Below are 20,905 nucleotides of genomic sequence, written 5' to 3'. Positions count from 1 at the left end.
GTCATGGCACGCATCACGCTCGATCACATCCGCCACGCCTATAATGCCAAGGCGCAGGCTGCCGGCGATTATGCGCTGAAAGAAGTGCATCACGAATGGGAGGATGGCGGGGCCTATGCGCTTCTCGGACCCTCCGGCTGCGGCAAGACCACGCTGCTCAACATCATTTCCGGCCTGCTGCGCCCCTCCGAAGGCCGCATCGCCTTTGATGGAACTGACGTCACCGATTTTGCGACTGAAGATCGCAACATCGCTCAGGTGTTCCAGTTCCCGGTCGTCTATGACACGATGACGGTCTATGACAATCTGGCCTTTCCGCTGCGCAACCGGCATGTGCCGGAAGCCGAGGTTGACCGCCGCGTGCGGGACATCCTCGAAATGACCGATCTGTCCGGCATGGCCAAACGCCATGCCCGCGGTCTGACGGCGGATCAGAAGCAGAAGATTTCGCTGGCGCGTGGCCTTGTGCGCTCCGACGTCAACGCCATTCTTTTCGATGAGCCGCTGACGGTCATCGATCCGCATATGAAATGGGTACTGCGCTCGCAGCTGAAGCGCCTGCATCGCCAGTCCGGTTTCACCATGGTCTATGTCACCCATGACCAGACCGAAGCGTTGACCTTCGCCGACAAGGTGGTGGTCATGTATGACGGGCAGATCGTCCAGATCGGCACGCCCGCCGAGCTTTTCGAGCGGCCGGGACATACATTCGTCGGTTATTTCATCGGCTCGCCGGGCATGAATGTGCTGCCCGCCAGCATCGAAGGGGCGACGGCTGTGGTCGGCGGTCTTGGTGTACCGCTGGCAGGCGCGCCCAAAGTTGACGCGGCGCAGCGCGTCGAGATCGGCATCCGCCCGGAATTCGTCCGGCTGGAGCGCGGCGGCATGCCGATCAGCATCGACAAGGTCGAGGATATCGGCCGGCAGAAGATCGTCCGGGCCCGGTTTGCCGGCCAGAAGCTGGCAATCGTTGTCGCCGAAGACGAGGAAATTCCGGCGGAAGCGGGTGTGCGTTTCGACCCGGCCGCGATCGGCGTTTTCGCTGATTCCTGGCGTGTGAAGATGGGAGCCTGACCATGGAAAAGAGCTGGAACAATAAGGCGTGGTTCATGGTGCTGCCGGTGTTGGTGCTGGTCGCCTTTTCCGCCGTCATTCCGCTGATGACCGTCGTGAATTATTCGGTGCAGGACACCTTCGGCAACAATCAGTTCTTCTGGGCGGGAACCCAATGGTTTCAGGAAATCCTCAGCTCCGACCGTTTCTGGAACGCGCTCGGACGCAACCTGGTGTTTTCCGGCATCATATTGGCGATTGAAATTCCGCTCGGCATATTCATCGCGTTGAAGATGCCGAAATCCGGCATCGGTGTGCCGGTCTGCCTCGTCACGATGGCGTTGCCGCTCCTGGTGCCGTGGAATGTGGTCGGCACGATCTGGCAGGTCTTCGGCCGCAGCGATATCGGGCTGCTCGGTTATTATGCCAATCAGCTCGGGCTTGACTATAACTATGTCAATGATCCCGTCGATGCGTGGATTACGGTCGTCATCATGGATGTGTGGCACTGGACGAGCCTTGTGGTGCTCCTGTGCTACGCCAGCCTCGTTTCCATTCCGGATGCCTATTATCAGGCGGCACGGATCGACGGCGCGTCGCGTTTTGCAGTGTTCCGGTTCATTCAGCTGCCGAAGATGAAGCGGGTGTTGCTCATCGCCTTCCTGCTGCGCTTCATGGACAGTTTCATGATCTACACCGAGCCCTTCGTCGTCACCGGCGGCGGCCCGGGTAACTCCACCACTTTCCTGTCCATCGACCTCGTGAAGATGGCGCTCGGCCAGTTCGACCTCGGTCCGGCGGCGGCCATGTCGCTGATCTACTTCCTCATCATCCTGCTGCTGTCATGGGTGTTCTACACCGTGATGACCAGCCACGACGCGGAGACCTGAGACATGAGTGCTTCGAATGTCACGGCAAGCGTGGAACGGATAGGAAGTTCGCCTGTGAAAGCCGCCTCGGCGGGCGTATCAGGCATTGCCGCACGCTCGCGCCGCCGCCACGGACCATCACGTTTTTCCTGGCTGGTGCCGACGATCTACATCATCCTTCTGCTCGTGCCGATCTATTGGCTGGTCAATATGAGCTTCAAGACGAACGCGGAAATCGTCTCGTCCATGACGCTTTATCCGCACCAGCCGACGCTGCAGAACTACAGGACGATCTTCACCGATTCCTCCTGGTATTCGGGTTACATCAACTCGATCATCTACGTCGTCATGAACATGGTGATTTCTGTCGCGGCAGCCCTTCCGGCGGCCTATGCCTTCTCGCGTTACCGTTTTCTCGGCGACAAACATCTGTTCTTCTGGCTGCTGACCAACCGCATGGCGCCACCCGCCGTCTTTGCGCTGCCCTTCTTCCAGCTTTATTCGGCCTTCGGGCTGATCGACACGCATATCGCCGTGGCGCTGGCGCATTGCCTGTTCAACGTGCCGCTGGCGGTGTGGATCCTCGAAGGATTCATGTCGGGCGTGCCGAAGGAAATCGACGAAACCGCCTATATTGACGGCTATTCCTTCCCGAAATTCTTCGTGAAGATTTTCATGCCGCTCATTGCTTCCGGCATCGGTGTCGCCTGCTTCTTCAGCTTCATGTTCTCGTGGGTCGAACTTCTGATCGCCCGCACGCTGACGACGACGGACGCAAAGCCGATTGCCGCAACGATGACACGCACCGTCTCCGCTGCCGGCATGGACTGGGGCCTGCTTGCCGCTGCCGGTGTGCTGACGCTGATACCGGGGGCGCTGGTGATCTGGTTCGTGCGAAATTACATCGCCAAGGGCTTTGCGCTGGGGAGGGTTTGACCATGACGAAGATGCCCGATTTTACCTGGATGGCGTGGACTTGGCAGACGGCAGCCTTTTTCGGCACTATTGCCGTGCTGCTGGTCGGCATGTGGTTCTGGGAACGTCTCTCGCCCGGCGGCAATCCCCGCTTCGGCCTGTTGCGCTTCGAGACAACGCGCGGCGACAGGCTGTTCATCTCGCTGCTCGGCAGCGCCTTCATTCATCTCGCATGGCTCGGGCTGGTCGGCCCGAACCTGTGGTGGGCTCTCGCTCTATCCTTGGTCTACGCCATCGGCGTTTTCCGTTTTGTCTAGAGCAGGAAAAAGGTGCGGCGGAGGAAAACCGCACCCGCAGACTTCATGCAATCGCAACCCCTGGGAGGACTGATATGCGACGGCATCTGATGACGACGACGGCAGCCATGCTGCTGGCAATGACGGGTTCCGCTTTCGCCGGAATGGAGGAAGCAAAGCAGTTTCTGGACAAGGAAATCGGCGACATGTCGTCCCTTTCCCGTGCGGAGCAGGAAAAGGAACTGCAATGGTTTGTCGATGCGGCAAAACCCTTTTCGGGCATGGAAATCAAGGTGGTTTCCGAATCCCTGACCACGCATGAATATGAATCCAAGGTTCTGGCCCCGGCCTTTACCGCCATTACCGGCATCAAGGTCACGCACGACATCATCCAGGAAGGTGACGTCGTCGAAAAGATCCAGACCCAGATGCAGACCGGCCAGAACCTATATGACGGCTGGGTCAACGACAGCGATCTCATCGGCACACATTGGCGCTACCAGCAGGTGCGCAACCTGACGGACTTCATGGCCAATGAAGGCAAGGACGTCACCAATCCCGGTCTCGACCTCAAGGACTTCATTGGCAGCGCGTTTACAACGGCGCCGGACAAGAAGCTCTACCAGCTTCCCGATCAGCAATTCGCGAACCTCTATTGGTTCCGCTACGACTGGTTCAACGACGACAAGAACAAGGCTGATTTCAAGGCCAAATATGGCTACGACCTCGGTGTTCCCGTCAACTGGTCGGCCTATGAGGATATTGCCGAATTTTTCACCGGCCGCGATGTCGGCGGCAAGAAGGTCTTCGGCCATATGGACTACGGCAAGAAGGACCCGTCGCTCGGCTGGCGCTTCACCGATGCCTGGCTTTCCATGGCCGGTAATGGTGACAAAGGCCTGCCAAACGGCCTGCCGGTCGACGAATGGGGTATCAAGGTCAATGACAAGTCGCAGCCGGTCGGTTCCTGCGTGGCCCGCGGCGGCGATACCAATGGTCCGGCTTCGGTCTATTCCATCGAGAAATATCTTGAATGGCTGAAGAAATATGCGCCGCCGGAAGCACAGGGCATGACCTTCTCCGAGTCAGGTCCGGTGCCGGCGCAGGGCAATATCGCGCAGCAGATCTTCTGGTATACGGCCTTTACCGCCGATATGGCCAAGCCCGGCTTACCCGTCGTGAACGAGGACGGTTCGCCGAAATGGCGTGTCGCACCTTCGCCGCATGGCGTCTACTGGAAGGACGGCATGAAGCTTGGTTATCAGGATGTGGGTTCGTGGACACTGATGAAATCCACCCCCGATGACCGCGCCAAGGCCGCATGGCTCTACGCGCAGTTCGTGACTTCGAAGACCGTGGATGTGAAGAAGAGCCATGTGGGTCTCACCTTCATTCGTGACACCACCATCCATCACAAGAGCTTTACGGACCGTGCTTCCAAGCTCGGTGGTCTGATCGAGTTCTACCGTTCGCCGGCCCGGGTGCAGTGGTCGCCCACCGGCACCAACGTCCCTGACTATCCGAAGCTGGCGCAGCTCTGGTGGCAGGCAATCGGCGATGCGTCGTCGGGTGCCAAAACCGCTCAGGCGGCCATGGACTCGCTCTGCGCCGAGCAGGAAAAGGTCATGGCCCGTATCGAGCGCGCCGGTGTGCAGGGCGATATCGGCCCGAAACTGGCGGAAGAGCACGATATCGACTACTGGAACAAGGACGCCGTTTCGAAGGGCAATCTGGCACCGCAGCTGAAGATCGCCAACGAAAAGGAAAAGCCGGTCACCGTCAATTACGACGAACTGGTCAAAAGCTGGCAGAAGTAATTTCTGCATCAAATCTGAACAAACCGGGGCGGCTCTGCCGCCCCGTCATTGCGTTTGAAAGGGAGTAGCATAATGGGCGGGTATATTCTGGCGATCGATCAGGGAACGACATCGACACGGTCGATGGTCTTTGATCGCGACATGCGGGTCATCGGTGTCGGACAGCGAGAATTTCCGCAGCATTTCCCGGCCTCTGGCTGGGTCGAACACGATGCCGAGGATATCTGGAAAAGCGTGCTTGAAACGATCCGGCTGGCGCTTGCCGATGCCGGTATCGCCGCATTCGATATTGCGGCCATCGGCATCACCAACCAGCGCGAAACGACCGTGCTCTGGGACCGGAACACCGGCGAGACTGTGCATCGCGCCGTGGTCTGGCAGGATCGGCGTGCCGCACCCATCTGCGAAGATCTGAAACGCCGCGGACTGGAGCCGCTTTTTTCGAAAAAGACCGGGCTGCTGCTCGACCCCTATTTTTCCGGCACCAAGCTGAAATGGCTTCTTGATAGCGTCAGCGGCCTTCGCGAAAAAGCCGTGAAGGGAGAAATCTGCTTCGGCACCATCGACAGTTTTCTGATCTATCGCCTCACCGGCGGCCGCCGCCATGTGACCGACGCCACCAATGCCTCGCGCACGCTGATCTACAATATCGAGGACAACGCCTGGGATGACGAATTGCTGTCTATCCTCGACATTCCCCGCGCCATGCTGCCGGAGGTGCTGGACTGCGCCGCCGATTTCGGTGTGACGGACAAATCGCTTCTGGGCGCGGAAATCCCGATCCTCGGTGTGGCCGGCGATCAGCAGGCGGCCGTGATCGGCAATGCCTGCTTCGAGCCTGGCATGATGAAATCCACCTATGGAACCGGCTGCTTTGCGCTTCTCAATACCGGCACCGACCGGGTGGCATCCACCAACCGGTTGCTGACGACGATTGCTTACCGCCTCGATGGCGTGACCACCTACGCGCTTGAAGGCTCGATCTTTATTGCCGGTGCCGCCGTGCAATGGCTGCGTGACGAGCTTGGTTTCATCTCGGTTGCGTCAGAAGTCAGCGCGCTTGCCGAAAAGGCTGATCCAAAGCAGCGCGTTTATCTGGTGCCAGCCTTTACCGGTCTTGGCGCGCCCTATTGGGATGCCGAGGCGCGCGGGGCGATTTTCGGCCTGACGCGTGGTACGGGACCTGCGGAATTTGCTCGCGCGGCGCTCGAAAGTGTTGCTTACCAAACCTTCGATCTTCTGGATGCCATGCGCAAGGACTGGGCGGGTGACAATGGCAAGACGGTGCTGCGGGTCGATGGCGGCATGGTCGCTTCCGACTGGACCATGCAGCGGCTTGCGGATATTCTCGCGGCACCGGTCGATCGCCCGGTCTTTCTGGAAACGACCATTCTGGGTGCGGCCTGGCTTGCGGCCTCCCGCGCCGGCATCTGGCCGGATCGCAAGGCCTTTGCCGACCATTGGCGGCGTGACCGCCGCTTCAGTCCGGAAATGGAAGAGAGCGAGCGGAAGAACGCCATCGCCGGCTGGCACGACAGCGTCGGCCGCTGCCTTTCGCAACGGGAAAACTAGGGCATTTCCAGCTAGAGTGTGAAGCGGTTTTGCGTTCGGAAATGCGCCAGGGAATCTATACGAAGCTGCCGGGTGCAATGCTCTTGCTCGATACGAGATCGGAAAGCGCACGCACCAGCTTCGTATCCGTACCTTTGCTCGGCTGAAGCACGAATTCCACATCCTCGAGTGCCGGCAGCACGTCGGCGGTAATTTCCTTCAGGCCGGCCGGCGCCATGCTGCGGGGCTGCACCAGAATGCCCATGCCCGCTCTTGCCGCAGCGGTTAATCCACTCAGGCTGCCGCAGGTGCAGACGATCCGCCAGGAGAGGCCGGCCCGGTCCAATGCTTCCTGCGCCGCCTTTCTGGTAATGCTCGGCGGCGGAAAGGCGATCAGCGGCAGGGCATCCGGCTGGTTCAGCATGCGTTCCGGGTCGCGCGCCAGCCAGACGAGCGGTTCGCGGTAGAGGAAATGGCCGAGCTTGTCGCCGAGACGGCGTTTGGCCAGCACCACATCCAGCTCGCCATTATCCTGCATCTGGTAAAGCACACCGCTCAGCGAAACCGTCAGCTCCAGATCCACCAGCGGATAAAGGCGGATGAACTCCTCCAGAATGGCCGTCAGCCGGCTGGCGACGAAATCTTCCGACACGCCGAGCCGCAGCCGTCCGCGCAGGCGGTTTTCGCTGAACAGCGATGAAACCTTGCTGTCAATATCAAGCATGTTGCGGGCGTAACCGAGGAGCGCCTCACCCTCGCCGGTCAGTTTCACCTGATGCGTGCTGCGCGCGATCAGCCGGCGGCCGAGCGCGGCCTCAAGCCGTTGAATATGCTGGCTGACGGTGGATTGGCCGATGCCGAGCCGCTCGGCAGCAAATGTGAAACTGCCGGTTTGCTGAAGCATGACGAAGCTGGCGAGATGTTGAAGGTTCAGCATTATCTCAAATCATGATAACTGTTAATCTTTGCATCGGAAATCATGATGAGCGATAGTAACGCGCGTTTCAAGCAAAACCGATGCCGGAAAGACATCCCATGACCCGCTTTTTGCCCGACCGTTTCACCATGATGCTGGTGGCCACCGTGATTTTGGCTTCCATCCTGCCGATCAGCGGCGAGCCGGCGGTGTATTTCGGACTTGCGACAAAACTCGCGATCGCTTTGCTGTTCTTCCTGCACGGCGCGCGGCTTTCGCGGGATGTGGTGATTGCAGGCATCCTGCACTGGCGGCTGCATCTGGCGATCCTTCTGGTCACCTTCGGCCTTTTCCCGCTTCTCGGCGTGGCGTTGGGCTTCATTCCCGAAAGCATCCTGCCGGCCCCGCTTTATATGGGCGTGCTGTTTCTCTGCGTGCTGCCATCCACCGTGCAATCCTCCATCGCTTTTACGTCCATGGCGGGCGGGAATGTGCCGGCGGCTATCTGTTCGGCCTCGGCTTCCAATATTTTCGGCATGTTCCTGACCCCATTGCTGGTTGGCCTGCTGTTTACTGTGGGCGGCCATGGCGGCGGATTTTCGATGGACGCGTTCCTGCAGATTTTCCTGCAGCTGCTTTTGCCCTTCATCGTTGGCCAGTTGCTGCAGCCGTGGATCGGTGAGTGGATTCGGGCGCGCAAGAAGCTGCTGTCCCCAGTCGATCGTGGTTCGATCCTGATGGTTGTCTATTTGGCGTTCTCCGATGCGGTTATCGAGGGTATCTGGCACACGTTTTCTCTCCGCGATATCGGCGTGGTCATCCTCATCAACATCGTGCTTCTGGCGCTGGTTCTGTGCGTGACGATGTTTGGCAGCCGTCTGCTTGGTTTCGAAAAGGCGGATGAAATCACCATCACTTTCTGCGGTTCGAAGAAGAGCCTTGCCAGCGGTGTGCCCATGGCGGGCGCGATCTTTGCCGGCCAGAGCATTGGCGCGATCGTCCTGCCGATCATGCTCTTCCACCAGATTCAGCTGATGGTCTGCGCGGTGCTGGCCCAGCGTTATGCCCGCAAGGCGCACGAAAAAGCGGCGATCGCGGAAACGGCGGCTGCTGAAGGTGCGGCGGCATCCGCCCGCTGACGGGATCTCCGAAAACAAAAACGGCCCCGTGGAGGGGCCGTTCGTTTTGCATGTCAGAAAAGCTTAGTTGACCTGAGCCGGGGAAATCTGGGCTTCGATCGTCTTCGGCGCATCGGCGCTGTCGGACGAGATCGCGATGCGGCGCGGCTTCATCGCTTCCGGAATATTGCGGACGAGGTCGATGTGAAGCAGGCCGTTCTTCAGGGAAGCGGTCTGGACTTCGACGTGGTCGGCAAGCTGGAAGCGGCGTTCGAAAGCGCGTGTGGCGATGCCGCGATACAGGAATTCGCCTTCGGTCGTTTTCTCGTCCGTGGCCTTCTCGGCCTTCACCGTCAGTGCGTTGGCGCGGGATTCGATGCTGAGTTCGGTTTCATCAAAACCGGCAACGGCCATGGTGATGCGATAGGTGTTTTCACCTGTTCGTTCGATATTATAGGGCGGATAGGACTGGGCCTGTTCCGGCTGGCCGAGGCCATCGAGCATCGAAAAAAGACGGTCGAAGCCGACGGTGGAACGATAGAGGGGGGAAAAATCAACGTGGCGCATGGTGTCCTCCTTAAGAAGCGACTGTTTGCGGTTAAGTCCGGCATCCCATTCTGGCGATGGCAGGACATATGGCGCGGTCCCGTTCTGGCGACCGCATGAAGGAAATGGGAATGGTCATGCGCGGCGTCAAGGGGGGCACGAAAAGACGAGGGCAACATGAACCATGGCTGAACATCCGGTTCCGGCATCGTTCAGTTTGAGAGCCATAAAACTGCGGTCATCGGAGGCATTCTCCGTGGACAGAAGCAATAACGTCCCTTCTTCTTCTGTCTTATTCGCCGGAACCGCGACTGCTTTAACCGACGGTTCCGGCAATTTTTTCTTTGACCTTCCCGCGCCGCCGACCTATCCCGAAATGGCAGAAAAGCCGGAAAAGACCATGATCGAAGCCACATTGCGCGCCAGCGAAGATAACCCGGTTCCCGGCAACCACACCGTCGGATATTTTACCGGCCATGGCGGCAAACAGCTTCGATATGCGATCTTTCGCGCCAGCCGCCAGATTGCCCGCGGAACGGTGGTTCTGCTGCATGGCAGGAACGAATGTATCGAGAAATATTTCGAGACCGTCACCGATCTGACGGCCATGGGCTTCTGGGTCGCAACCTTCGACATGCGCGGGCAGGGCGGTTCCGAAAGGCTCCTGAAAAAGCCGGGCGTGGGGCATGTGCGGCGCTTTTCCGATTATCAGCGCGATATCAGCCTGTTTCTCGAGCAGGTGGTTCTGCCGGATACGCGGCTGCCCTTCTTCATGATCGCCCATTCCACCGGCGCGCTTGCGGCACTTGCGGCAGCTCCCGGCCTGTCGAACCGGATTGACCGTCTGGCGCTGTGTTCGCCCTTCATCGAACTGGACAGTCAGCAATCGGTTCCCCCGTCCGTTATCCGGCTGGTTGCGACGGCCTTGAGTCTTGTCGGTCTCGGCAGGGTTCAGCTCGGCAGGGACCAGCGCGAGCGGGATTTCGACGGCAATCCGCTGACCTCCGACGCCAGGCGTTTTGCCAGGAATCTCGCTTTACACAGGCAGTTTCCGGAACTGTTCATCGGCGCGCCGACGGCACGCTGGGTCTATGAAGCGCTGAAGACCATGGGGCGGGTGACCCGACAGGATCACCTGACGAACATTACCGTTCCAACCCTCATTCTGGCGCCGATGCTGGATACGATCACGCCCTATAAGGCGCAGGAAGAACTCTCACGCAATTTCCGGGCGGCGCAGCTTCTTCCGATAACCGGCGCACGCCACGAATTGCTGCATGAGCGTGACGTTTTCCGCAAACAGGCGCTGGCGGCCATCGACGCGTTTTTCGCGCCGGAGTGATGGCCGCTTGAGCCAAGCTGCCTAGAGTTTTGAGAGAATGGCGAGCGCCTCTTCATGCACGGCCTTGGAGCCGGCTGCCAGAATGCGGCCGCCATTTTCCGGGCGCCCACCATCCCAGGTGGTCATGATGCCGCCGGCCTGTTCGATCACCGGGATCAACGCACCGACATCATAGGGCTTCAGTCCGGATTCGATCACCAGATCGACATGGCCGGCCGCGAGCAGGCAATAGGCGTAACAATCCACGCCGTAGCGGAAAAGGCGGACCTGATCCTGCACTTTTTCATAAAAGGGCTTTTCTTGCGCAGTGAAGATATGCGGGGTCGTGGTGAACAGCACCGCATCCGATAGAGACGCGCAATCACGCGTGCGGATTTTCTTTTCGCCGTCGGGTCCGAAATACCACGCCGCCTCGCCATCGGCGAAATAACGCTCCTTCGTGAAGGGCTGGTCCATGATGCCCATCGTGGCGCGGCCGGCCGACTGGAAGCCGATCAGCGTGCCCCAGACCGGTACGCCGGAAATAAAGGCGCGGGTGCCGTCGATCGGGTCGATGACCCAGATATGCTCGCGGTCGAGACCGACATTGCCGTGTTCTTCGCCAAGAATGCCGTGCTGCGGAAAACGTGCTTCGATAAGCGCGCGGATGGCGGTTTCCGCTGCCTGATCGCCTTCTGTCACCGGATCATAGCCGCCATCCTGCTTGTTGGTGACGGCAATACCCGTACGGAAGCGGGGAAGCGTCTCGGCGCTGGCGGCATCGGCAAGTTTGAAGAAGAAATCCCGGTCGGGCAGCATGCGAAACCTCATCGCCTGGAATGGTGCTCTGAATTCTGTGGACCATGCATAGACTGGAATCACATCCGTCGTCCACTCATACGGATGCTGGAGCCGGCGTTTCCATATTTTCGGCATACGCACAAAAAATATGCAAAAAATAAAATGATTGACAATTGTGCAATTAGTGCGTAGCGTGATCCTGCAGTCTTTGACTGTAAATACCCTCCTTGGGTGTTTCCTCCCTAGAATTGACCGCGCTCAGGCGCGGTTTTTTTTGCCCGGCGCGCTGCCAGACGATCCAGGGTAAATATCGAAATAGCGGATTATTGTTATTCGGCGGCGAGCGAGGTTTCGATCGCGTATTCCGAAACGAAGGCGCCGAGCTGGCGCATGAAGATTTCGAGCGATGCCTGAATGGCGGGAAAATCGACTTTTTTCAAAAGCGTCTTTTCATCCACGTAAAGCGCGCGGTTGACCTCGATCTGCAGCGCATGCAGCGAACGGATCGGCCGACCATAATGTTCGGTGATGAAGCCGCCGGCATAGGGTTTGTTGCAGACCGCGACGAAACCCAGCTCTTCGAGAAAATGCAGGGCGGCGCGGGATACTTCCTGGGAGGCGCTGGTCCCGTAGCGATCGCCGATGATCACGTCCGGTTTGAGGTTCGAGCCGGCGACGCGGATATTGCCGGGCATGGAATGGCAATCGATCAGGACGGCCATGCCGAATTGAGCGTGAGTGCGTGAAAGCAGCCGGCGCAGGCAGGCGTGATAGGGCTTGTAGATCGTCTCGATCCGCGATAGCGCCTCGTCTACCGGCAGGCGGTGGGCATAGATATCCATATTCTCTGCAACGATGCGGGGCACGGTTCCAAGACCGCCCGCGACCCGCATGGAGCCGATATTGGCATAAGGCGGCAACGTGCCCTCGAACATGCGCGGATCGAGCTCATAAGGCTCGCGATTGACGTCGAGATAGGCTCGCGGAAAATTCGCTTTCAGGAGCGGCGCGCCGATCTCGGGGGCGGCGGCGAACAGCTCATCGACGAAATGATCTTCGGAGCGGCGGATCTCATGCGAATCGAGTCGCGCCGATTCCAGGAAGGAGATGGGATAACAGCGGCCGCTATGGGGGGAGTTGTAGACAAATGGGAGGGTTTGAACGGCAGGTTCCGTTACTTCGAACAGCTCGTATTCACCCGTGACCCAGTCCATTCAGTACCATTTACCATGTCGCAAACTATCAGGGCATTCATGTTGCCAGTTACGGTGCGGCAAGTCCATACTATCGCCCAAACAGCGCTATACCGATTCACGCGTTCACAGGATATTTACCGTGAAAATCCTATAATCGGGCTAGGATATTCCAAACATTGAGCAGTTACGGTCACTTATGATGAATCAGAAAATTCTTCTCGCTGAAGACGACAACGATATGCGCCGCTTTCTCGTGAAAGCGCTGGAAAAAGCCGGTTACAAGGTTTCTTCCTTCGACAATGGCGCAAGCGCCTACGACCGGCTTCGCGAAGAGCCCTTTTCGTTGCTGCTGACCGATATTGTCATGCCTGAAATGGATGGCATAGAGCTTGCGCGGCGCGCCACCGAACTCGACCCCGACCTGAAGGTGATGTTCATCACCGGCTTCGCAGCCGTCGCGCTCAACGCCGATTCGAAGGCTCCGAAGGACGCCAAGGTGCTTTCCAAGCCGTTCCATCTGCGCGATCTCGTGGATGAGGTGAACAAACTCCTTGTGGCGTAAGGCCTCTCAAAAAACCTTCATAAAACCGAAAAAAAGCAGTTGACGTATCAACCGGTTTTGTGGTCTATCCGCCGCCACGGAGGGCGTGTAGCTCAGCGGGAGAGCACTACGTTGACATCGTAGGGGTCACAGGTTCAATCCCTGTCACGCCCACCATCCGAATTCATGAAAAGGGTTTCTGATCAATCAGAAACCCTTTTTTCGTTTCTGGTTTAGCCATAGCGCAGACTTTCATATCCCGAGCTATTTAAGTCACCGATTGCGTATGTCGCCATTCCCGTCGGCCAGTTTCGGTAGCGGGCGGCTCATTGCGCTTCGTGTTGTGGCGCAATAAATTTCATCGATGAAAATAAAATTCAAAGCTGTTGACGCGGCCAGTTTTTCCGGCTACCTCAAGTGACATGCAATAAATTACGCACATCAAAATTTATTGCGATTAAGTCATTGTCCTTGGGAGGGGAATATGTTGGCTTTTCTGAAATCGACCGCTGCTGCGGGTGTCCTGTCCGTGGCGATGAGTGCCGGTGCAACATCACCGGCCGCCGCTGCAAGCAAATTCGCCTGCGAGCCGGGTGAGACCTACGTTATGAACGTCATGGTTTCCAGCCACCCCTATTGGGTGCCGGTCTTCGAGGGGTTCAAGCAGGCTGCCAAGGCGCTTGGCTGCGAGGCCGTCTTCACCGGTACGCCGGAATATGACATCACCAAGCAGATCGCGTCCTTCGAGCAGGAACTGGTGAAGAAGCCGAAAGGCATTCTGCTGCACCCGATGCAGGCCGATCCCTTCATCGAGCCCATAAACAAGGCAATTGCATCAGGTGTTTCCGTGACGACTTTCGCGGCGGATTCTCCGAAGTCGAAGCGCACCGCCTATATCACTTCGGACAACGTTGCCGAGGCGAAATTTGCGGCCGACGAAATCGTCAAGAAGCTCGGCGAAAAGGGTGAATATGCCGTTCTGGAAAATCCGGGCCAGAGCAATCACGATCTGCGCGTCACCGCTCTCATCGACTATATGGGGCGCACCTATCCTCAGATGAAGCTGGTTGGCCGGCAGGCCACAAACCAGGACGCCAATGTCGCCTATCAGGCGGTTGGCGCTCTCCTGCAGGCAAACCCTAATCTGGGCGCGCTCTGGATTCCCGAGGCCGGCTCCGCCGAAGGCGCGACGACCGCGGTTCTGGAAGCGAAAAAGAAGGTCCTGATCCTGCACGCGGATATCACGCCGGCGACGCTGGAACACATCAAGCAGGGCAATATCTATATGTCCATCAATCCTAACCAGGGGGTTCAGGGGTTCATGGGTTTCATGAACACGTTTCTGGGCGCCCATTCGGACCTGATCGACCCGTTCAACGACTATAAGGTCTCCGGCTTCAACCCGATGCAGGTGCCGTCGATGGACAATGGTTTTGCTGTCATCACCAAGGCGAACGCCGCTTCCTTCGATCTCAATGAGTATATGAAAGGACGCTGACGCGTCGCTCTTAAAAAAACCGGCGGGGTTTCTGGCCTCGCCGGTTACGAGGGAAGCAGGTTCGGGAGGGCGTTATGGGTGAGGTCATCCTCAGCATGACGAATATTCACAAGGCGTTCGGGCCCGTGCGGGCATTGCGGAGTGCCGCACTTGAACTGCGGCGCGGAGAAATCCACGCGCTCGCTGGTGAAAACGGTGCGGGCAAGTCGACGCTGATGCATATTATCGACGGCATTCTGCAGCCGGATGGCGGGGAAATCCTGCTGGATGGCAAACCGGTCCGCATATCTTCGCCGAATGCGGCGAACCGGCTCGGCATCGGTTTTGTGCATCAGGAGATAGCACTCTGCCCGGAGATTTCAGTCGCCGAAAACATGTACATGTCGGAGACCGGCCAAAGTCGCTCTTGGTTCATGAATTATCGCGATCTGGAAGAACGGGCGGCAACGGTGCTGCGGGAGATCGGCGATATCGATCCTGCGCGCCGGGCCGGCGACCTGTCGATTTCGCAGCAGCAGATCGTCGAGATCGCCAAGGCGCTGACGCTGGATTGCCGTATCCTGATCCTCGATGAGCCGACGGCGGCGCTCACCGAGACCGAGGCACAGACGCTTTTCAAGATCATGCACCGGCTGGCGGCGCGCGGCATTGCCATCATCTATATCTCCCACCGCATGGCGGAGATTTTCGAACATTGCGACCGTATCACGGTCATGCGCGACGGCTGCCATATCAGGACGGAGAATATTGCCGAGATTTCCCCGGAAGAGGTGGTCAACAGCATGGTGGGGCGCGTGCTCGACAAGCTCTACCCACCGAAACTGGCGGATGATGAAAAATCCGATGAGGTCATTCTTTCGGTTCGGGGACTGAACGAAGGAAAGCGTGTTTTCGACGTCGATTTCGACCTGCACCGCGGCGAAATCTTAGGATTTGCCGGGCTGATCGGTGCGGGCCGCAGCGAGATTGCGCGGGCTGTCTGTCGGCTGGAAGGAAAACCGAAAGGCGAGGTCGCTCTGCGCGGCAGGCGGCTGAAGCTTAGGGATTATCGCGACAGCATCCGCGAGGGGATCGTTTATCTCTCCGAGGATCGCAAGGGGGACGGGCTGTTCCTCAACATGTCCATTGCCACCAATGTCTCGGCGCTCGATATCGGCAGGATATCGAACGGCATGGGTTTTATCGAGCGGCGCAAGGAAATGAAGCGTGCCAATGAGCTGGGACGCCGGCTGAAACTGCGGGCGAACAGCGTCGGTGATGCGGTATCGACCTTGAGCGGCGGCAACCAGCAGAAGGTGGCGCTGGCCAAGATGCTGTCGGTGGAACCCGAGGTCGTCTTTCTGGATGAGCCGACCCGCGGGGTGGATGTGGGCGCCAAGGCCGAAATCCACCGCCAGATTCGGGAACTGGCGCGCGAAGGGGTTGGCGTGGTCGTCATCTCCTCGGAACTGCCGGAACTCATCGGCGTCAGCGATCGTGTGCTTGTCGTGCGTGAGGGGCGCATCACCGGTGAGGTCGTGGGAGACGACATGACGGAGGAAAAGATCATGCAACTCGCATCGATCAATATCATGCAGAATGCGGCGGAAGCCTGAGGGAGCGGGAAAATGGCAACATCGGAAACACCTTCAAGCCTTGCCGAGACGGCGGTTCGCCGCACGGCCTGGTGGGAGCCGGCGATCAAGGCGCGAGAAACCGGGCTGATCGTCATCATTCTCGCCCTTTTTGCCGTGATGTCCTTCATATCGCCCTACTTCCTGACGGTGGACAATCTGCGGGCCATGGCTATGGTCTTCGCCATCGAAAGCATCGTGGTGGTGGGCATGACGATCCTGCTGATCTCGGGTGGTATCGATCTTTCCGTGGGTTCCGTTACAGCACTTGCGATGGTGGCGGCCGGCTGGCTGTTCCTCAATGGTGTCGATCCCTGGGTCGCGGCGGGTCTCGCAATCTGCCTCACGACATTGGTAGGCATGGTCATGGGATTTCTGACCACCGTCGTCGGCCTGCATCATTTCATTGTATCGCTCGGCGTCATGGTGATTGCGCGCGGGGTCTGCTTGCTGGCAACGGGCGGGCGGCCACTTGGGCTCTATTCCCTGCCGCCGGAATTCAAGTTCATCGGCCAGGGCGCGCTGGGCGGCATTCCGCTGGTGCTCATCATCTTCTTGGTTGTGGTCGTTGTCTTCGACCTGCTGCTGCGGCGCACGACCGCCTTCCGCAAGGTGTTCTATACCGGCAGCAATCCCAAGGCAGCGGCCTATTCCGGCATTCGCGTCGGCCGGGTGGTGTTTGCCACGACCACGCTTTGCTCGATGTTGTGCGGCGTTGCCGGCGTCATCTACATGGCCCGTTTCGGGTCCGCCCAGCCGAGCTTCGGCGTCGGCATGGAACTCAATGTCATTGCGGCGGCGGTCATCGGCGGCGCGAGCCTTTCCGGCGGCTCGGGCACCATTCTGGGTGCAATCCTCGGCGCGATCCTTTTGTCTGTCGTTTCCAGCTCGCTTGCCTTGCTCAACGTGTCTGTCTACTGGCAGGACATCATCAGGGGAAGCATATTGCTGGCTGCGGTCCTGTTCGACCACTATCTGGTCAGGCGCCGCCGATGAGCGCCCTTCGCGCGCCCGAGGGTAACTGGAGAAAGACGATCATGCTGGATATCAAGGACGATTTCGATCAACAGAGGCAGATGTATTCCGTCCTGGTGCTGCATTTCATCGAGGGGGTGAAACAGTCGGAGATCGCCGAGCGGCTCAATCTTTCCCATACAAAGGTGAACCGCATGATCGCGGCGGGCCGCAAGGCGGGCATGGTAAAGATCACCATCGCCAGTCCCTATCAGCGGCTGGTGGACCTCGAAAACGAGATCAGCCGCCGGTTCGGCCTCACGCAGTCGGTGGTGACGCCGACGGTCTCCGACAATCCGGAAACCGCCTTGCAGATGGTCGGCCGGGTGGCCGCCAACCATTTGCTGGAGACAATCCGGGATGGTGACGTGATCGCGATTACCGGCGGCAAGGCGGTGAGTGCCGTCGTCGATAATCTGGAGGCGGAGCGGCGTTTCGATGTGCGGGTGGTGCCGCTGACCGGCGGCGTGCAGGGCAAGCATTATACTGACGTCAATCATCTTGCCACGCAGCTTGCGGAAAAGCTCGGTGGCAGCGCCTCGCTCCTGCATGCGCCGCTCTTTGCCGAGGATGAGGAACAGCGCGATCTGCTGATGAATGTCGCGTCGATCCGCGAAGTGTTCGACTTAGCGCGGCAGGCACAGGTGGCACTGGTCGGCATTGGTTCCGTGGAGGCTCCGGGCTCCGGTTATTACGATCTTCTGCCGGATGCGGCCCGTGGTGGGCAGGCGCTGGTGGATGTGGGTGTTGCCGGTGAATTTCTCGCCCATCTCACCATGGCGGACGGGCAACTGGCACGGATCGATCTCAACTCGCGTGTGGTGGCGCTGGACCCCAGGCAGCTTGCCCGGTGCCCGAACATCATCGGCGTCGCGGCAGGCGCCATCAAAGCCGGACCGGTGGCGGCCACGCTTGCCGGTCGTTATCTGACCTCGCTCGTCGTGGACGAGGCGATTGCCGGTTATTTATTGAATCAAGGGGAAGGGGAAACGTCGTGACGGAGAACGCAATATTGACCCGGACGATCGGCGGCAGCGACATCAGCGCATCCGCCGTGGGGCTGGGCACCTGGGCGATCGGTGGCTGGATGTGGGGCGGCACCGATGAGCGGCAATCCATCGCCGCCATCCAGGCTTCCATCGATGCCGGCATTTCCCTGATCGATACCGCCCCGGCCTATGGCATGGGGCTTGCGGAAACCATCGTTGGCAAGGCGATTTCCGGCAGGCGCGACAAGGTGGTGCTGGTCACCAAATGTGGTCTCGTCTGGCATGTCAACGAGGGCGCCTATTTCTTCCATCAGGATGGCAAGCCCGTTCACCGTTATCTTGGCGCTGCCTCGATCCGTTATGAGGTTGAAGAAAGCCTGAAGCGGCTTGGAACCGATTATATCGACCACTACGTCACCCATTGGCAGGACGCCACGACGCCGATTGCCGAGACGGTCGAGGCTTTGGTGCGGCTGAAGGAGGAGGGGAAGATCCGCTCCATCGGCGCAAGCAATGTCTCGCCTGATGATCTCGAGGCCTACATCGCTACCGGCGCGCTGGATGCCGTTCAGGAAGAATATTCCATGGTGAAGCGTGATATCGAGACGACGCTTCTGCCGCTTTGCCGGAAGAATTCTGTCTCCGTCCTCAGTTATTCGTCGCTGGCACTCGGCCTTCTGTCGGGCAAGGTCGGGCCAGAGCGGGTGTTTGCAGAGGACGATCAGCGCCATGGCAATCCTCGTTTCAGCCAGGCGAACCGTCAGAAGATCGCGCGGTTGATGGCGGTGCTGGAGCCGGTGGCGGCCACGCATGGGGCTTCTGTCGCGCAGGTGGTGATTGCCTGGACGATTGCTCAGCCGGGCATAACATTCTCGTTGTGCGGCGCGCGCGATCCGGCGCAGGCGGTGGAAAACGCCGCTGCCGCCCGCCTGCGGCTTACAGGGAGTGAGCTGGCCTTCATCAGTGCTGGTGTTACCGAGCATCTTGTCGGGCTCGATAGCTGAAACATGTAGGTGAGGCGGGACCTCCGGCGAACAGCACGTAGTTTTCGCCGCCCGTCTTTCCCGTCGCTTTAAACGATCAACACCATTGGGACGCTGGTCATTAGCCAGCGAACGGTATTCCTATGCCCAGTTTTCGCGAGGACGCTCTTAGCCGCATCCGGCACAACGGTGATTTCGACGCCGTCGTCATCGGCGGCGGCATCAACGGCATCGCGGCCTATCGCGATCTCGCCCTCCAAGGGCTGCGGGTGCTCCTGGTCGAGCGCAATGATTTTTCCTCCGGCTGCAGCGCAGCACCCTCGCGCATGATCCATGGTGGCCTGCGTTATCTCGAGAATGGCGAATTCGGCCTCGTGGCGGAATCCTTGTGTGAGCGCGATGCTCTTCTGACGCTTGCGCCGCATATGGTGCAGCCGCTGCCGACGACGATCCCGATTTTTTCGATGTTCAGCGGCCTGTTCAACGCGGCGGCGACATTTTTCGGCTCGGGCGGCAAGCCCGCAAGCCGGGGAGCGCTCGCCATCAAGGCGGGCCTTACCCTCTATGACTTCGTCAGCCGCAAGAACCGCATTCTGCCCCGCCATGAGTTTCGCGGCGCCGGCAAGACGCTGAAGCACTGGCCCGGCCTGACGCCTGACATCAGATATTCGGCCACCTATTACGATGCATGGATAAGCCAGCCGGAGCGGCTTGCCCTGGAACTGCTGATCGATACCTCGGCCGATGCGCCGCAAAGCATCGCGCTCAACTATGCGGAGCTTATTCGCAACGGCGATGGATACCGCCTCCGGGCAGGGGAAACGGACGAAACAATGTCCATCCGGCCGCGCATCATCGTTAATGCCACCGGGGCATGGATCGACGAAACGATCGGCACGCTTTCCGCCGCCCCGTCCGCAGAAAGGCAAAAACCGACCGTTTCCGGCACCAAGGGGTCGCATCTCATCATCGCCAATGATGCACTCCTCAAAGCGCTGAACGGTCACATGATTTTCTTTGAGAACGCGGATAATCGCGTCTGCATCCTCTTTCCCTATCTCGGCCGGGTTCTCGCGGGGTCAACCGATATCAAGGTGGATCGTCCCGAGCGGGTGCGATGCGAGCCCGAAGAGCGGGATTATATTCTCGAAGCGGTCGCCCAGGTGTTTCCGGACATTACCGTCGATCCCTCAGACATTGTCTTCAGTTTCAGCGGCATACGCCCACTGCCGCGCAGCGATGCCGCTTTTACCGGGAGAATTTCCCGCAGCCATTTCATTCACCGTGTCGCCGGCGATCCACCGCAGCTTTGCATGATCGGCGGCAAGTGGACGACCTTCAGGGCCTTCGGCGAACAGGTAAGCGATGAGGTTTTGGCCTTTCTAGGGCGTAAACGGCTGACCGGCACGATGAACCGCCCGATCGGCGGCGGCAGGAATTTCCCCACCGGTGCCGGACGCCTCTCCGTTTTACTGTCGGAACAGTTTTCAATCGACCGGCGCCGGGCGGAACATCTGGCCCTGGCCTATGGCTCCCGTGCCTTCGAATTGATGGGTTTTTGCCGGGGACGGGCGGATGACGCGCCGCTTTCGGAAAAATCGCCGATAACGGCCGCGGAAGTCCTCTGGCTGATCCGTTGCGAACATGTGCGGCACCTGACGGACCTCATTCTGCGGCGCACGACGCTCGCCATCACCGGCCTCATTGATGTGGATCTGATCGACGCCATCCTCGGCGTCGCCTCGCGCGAACTGGGCTGGTCATCCAGCCGGGCGGTGGAGGAGCGGCAGCGGCTCATCCAGGAGCTGGAAACTTTTTACGGGGTCACCCCGGTAATGCTTCAAAACAGATGCAAGGAGAATGCATGA

19 protein-coding genes and 1 tRNA gene are annotated in these 20,905 nt (G+C 59.1%); 16 read left to right on the top strand and 4 right to left on the bottom strand.

Annotated features, from left to right (window positions below; genetic code table 11):
• The first annotated feature begins 3 nt into the window (after positions 1-3).
• The 6 genes from CFBP5499_RS20210 (at position 4) to glpK (ending at position 6,522) form a co-directional block, all read left to right on the top strand.
• Positions 4-1,074 (top strand): ABC transporter ATP-binding protein, encoded by a 1,071-nt coding sequence (locus tag CFBP5499_RS20210; RefSeq protein ID WP_080828956.1) that lies wholly within the window; start codon positions 4-6, stop codon positions 1,072-1,074.
• Positions 1,075-1,076: 2 nt separating this feature from the next.
• Positions 1,077-1,943: a carbohydrate ABC transporter permease gene (locus tag CFBP5499_RS20205; RefSeq protein WP_080828960.1), complete on the top strand. Its 867-nt coding sequence runs from the start codon at positions 1,077-1,079 to the stop codon at positions 1,941-1,943.
• 3 nt (positions 1,944-1,946) lie between these two features.
• Positions 1,947-2,858 carry a carbohydrate ABC transporter permease gene (locus tag CFBP5499_RS20200; protein WP_080828962.1) on the top strand — a complete coding sequence of 304 codons (912 nt, stop codon included), beginning with the start codon at positions 1,947-1,949 and terminating at the stop codon, positions 2,856-2,858.
• Positions 2,859-2,860: 2 nt separating this feature from the next.
• Entirely contained in the window at positions 2,861-3,154 is a 294-nt protein-coding gene (locus CFBP5499_RS20195) for a DUF2160 domain-containing protein (RefSeq protein ID WP_080828964.1), read from the top strand.
• Between the two features lie 74 nt (positions 3,155-3,228).
• A complete protein-coding gene (locus CFBP5499_RS20190; protein WP_080828966.1) occupies positions 3,229-4,950 on the top strand; it encodes an extracellular solute-binding protein in 1,722 nt (573 codons plus the stop codon).
• A gap of 72 nt (positions 4,951-5,022) precedes the next feature.
• Positions 5,023-6,522 carry a glycerol kinase GlpK gene (gene glpK, locus CFBP5499_RS20185; protein WP_080828968.1) on the top strand — a complete coding sequence of 500 codons (1,500 nt, stop codon included), beginning with the start codon at positions 5,023-5,025 and terminating at the stop codon, positions 6,520-6,522.
• A gap of 55 nt (positions 6,523-6,577) precedes the next feature.
• On the opposite strand, the gene CFBP5499_RS20180 is transcribed toward glpK, so the two are convergent.
• Positions 6,578-7,438 (bottom strand): LysR substrate-binding domain-containing protein, encoded by an 861-nt coding sequence (locus tag CFBP5499_RS20180; RefSeq protein WP_080828970.1) that lies wholly within the window; start codon positions 7,436-7,438, stop codon positions 6,578-6,580.
• A gap of 98 nt (positions 7,439-7,536) precedes the next feature.
• Between CFBP5499_RS20180 and CFBP5499_RS20175 the strand changes: the two genes are divergently transcribed.
• Positions 7,537-8,556: a bile acid:sodium symporter family protein gene (locus tag CFBP5499_RS20175; RefSeq protein WP_080828972.1), complete on the top strand. Its 1,020-nt coding sequence runs from the start codon at positions 7,537-7,539 to the stop codon at positions 8,554-8,556.
• 63 nt (positions 8,557-8,619) lie between these two features.
• Here the strand turns inward: CFBP5499_RS20175 and hspL are convergent, their stop codons facing one another.
• Positions 8,620-9,102 (bottom strand): heat shock protein HspL, encoded by a 483-nt coding sequence (hspL, locus tag CFBP5499_RS20170; RefSeq protein ID WP_080828974.1) that lies wholly within the window; start codon positions 9,100-9,102, stop codon positions 8,620-8,622.
• A 379-nt stretch (positions 9,103-9,481) separates the two neighbouring features.
• On the opposite strand from hspL, the gene CFBP5499_RS20165 reads away from it, so the two are divergent.
• Positions 9,482-10,423, top strand: a complete 942-nt coding sequence (locus CFBP5499_RS20165; protein ID WP_080830171.1) for an alpha/beta fold hydrolase — start codon at positions 9,482-9,484, stop codon at positions 10,421-10,423.
• Positions 10,424-10,444: 21 nt separating this feature from the next.
• Here CFBP5499_RS20165 and hisN read toward each other — a convergent pair whose 3' ends face one another.
• Complete coding sequence (gene hisN / locus CFBP5499_RS20160; RefSeq protein ID WP_080828976.1) at positions 10,445-11,221, bottom strand: histidinol-phosphatase; 777 nt, start codon at positions 11,219-11,221, stop codon at positions 10,445-10,447.
• A gap of 311 nt (positions 11,222-11,532) precedes the next feature.
• A complete protein-coding gene (locus CFBP5499_RS20155; protein ID WP_080828978.1) occupies positions 11,533-12,417 on the bottom strand; it encodes an N-formylglutamate amidohydrolase in 885 nt (294 codons plus the stop codon).
• Positions 12,418-12,598: 181 nt separating this feature from the next.
• On the opposite strand from CFBP5499_RS20155, the gene cpdR reads away from it, so the two are divergent.
• From cpdR to CFBP5499_RS20115, 8 genes are all read left to right on the top strand, one after another.
• Positions 12,599-12,961, top strand: coding sequence for a cell cycle two-component system response regulator CpdR (gene cpdR, locus CFBP5499_RS20150; protein WP_003497910.1), 363 nt, complete (start codon positions 12,599-12,601; stop codon positions 12,959-12,961).
• 81 nt (positions 12,962-13,042) lie between these two features.
• Positions 13,043-13,117 (top strand) — tRNA-Val (locus CFBP5499_RS20145).
• Between the two features lie 307 nt (positions 13,118-13,424).
• Positions 13,425-14,438, top strand: a complete 1,014-nt coding sequence (locus tag CFBP5499_RS20140) for a substrate-binding domain-containing protein (protein ID WP_080828980.1) — start codon at positions 13,425-13,427, stop codon at positions 14,436-14,438.
• A 74-nt stretch (positions 14,439-14,512) separates the two neighbouring features.
• A complete protein-coding gene (locus tag CFBP5499_RS20135; RefSeq protein WP_080828982.1) occupies positions 14,513-16,033 on the top strand; it encodes a sugar ABC transporter ATP-binding protein in 1,521 nt (506 codons plus the stop codon).
• Between the two features lie 12 nt (positions 16,034-16,045).
• Complete coding sequence (locus CFBP5499_RS20130) at positions 16,046-17,047, top strand: ABC transporter permease (RefSeq protein ID WP_080828985.1); 1,002 nt, start codon at positions 16,046-16,048, stop codon at positions 17,045-17,047.
• 41 nt (positions 17,048-17,088) lie between these two features.
• Positions 17,089-18,063 (top strand): sugar-binding transcriptional regulator, encoded by a 975-nt coding sequence (locus CFBP5499_RS20125; protein ID WP_175416903.1) that lies wholly within the window; start codon positions 17,089-17,091, stop codon positions 18,061-18,063.
• Positions 18,060-19,058: an aldo/keto reductase gene (locus tag CFBP5499_RS20120; protein WP_080828987.1), complete on the top strand. Its 999-nt coding sequence runs from the start codon at positions 18,060-18,062 to the stop codon at positions 19,056-19,058. Before CFBP5499_RS20125 ends, CFBP5499_RS20120 begins: the two co-directional genes overlap by 4 nt.
• Before the next feature lie 122 nt (positions 19,059-19,180).
• Positions 19,181-20,905, top strand: coding sequence for a glycerol-3-phosphate dehydrogenase/oxidase (locus tag CFBP5499_RS20115; RefSeq protein WP_080828990.1), 1,725 nt, complete (start codon positions 19,181-19,183; stop codon positions 20,903-20,905).

It is taken from the genome of Agrobacterium tumefaciens, assembly GCF_005221325.1.
GTDB lineage: Bacteria > Pseudomonadota > Alphaproteobacteria > Rhizobiales > Rhizobiaceae > Agrobacterium.
This window is presented reverse-complemented; position numbering and strand designations above follow the sequence as displayed.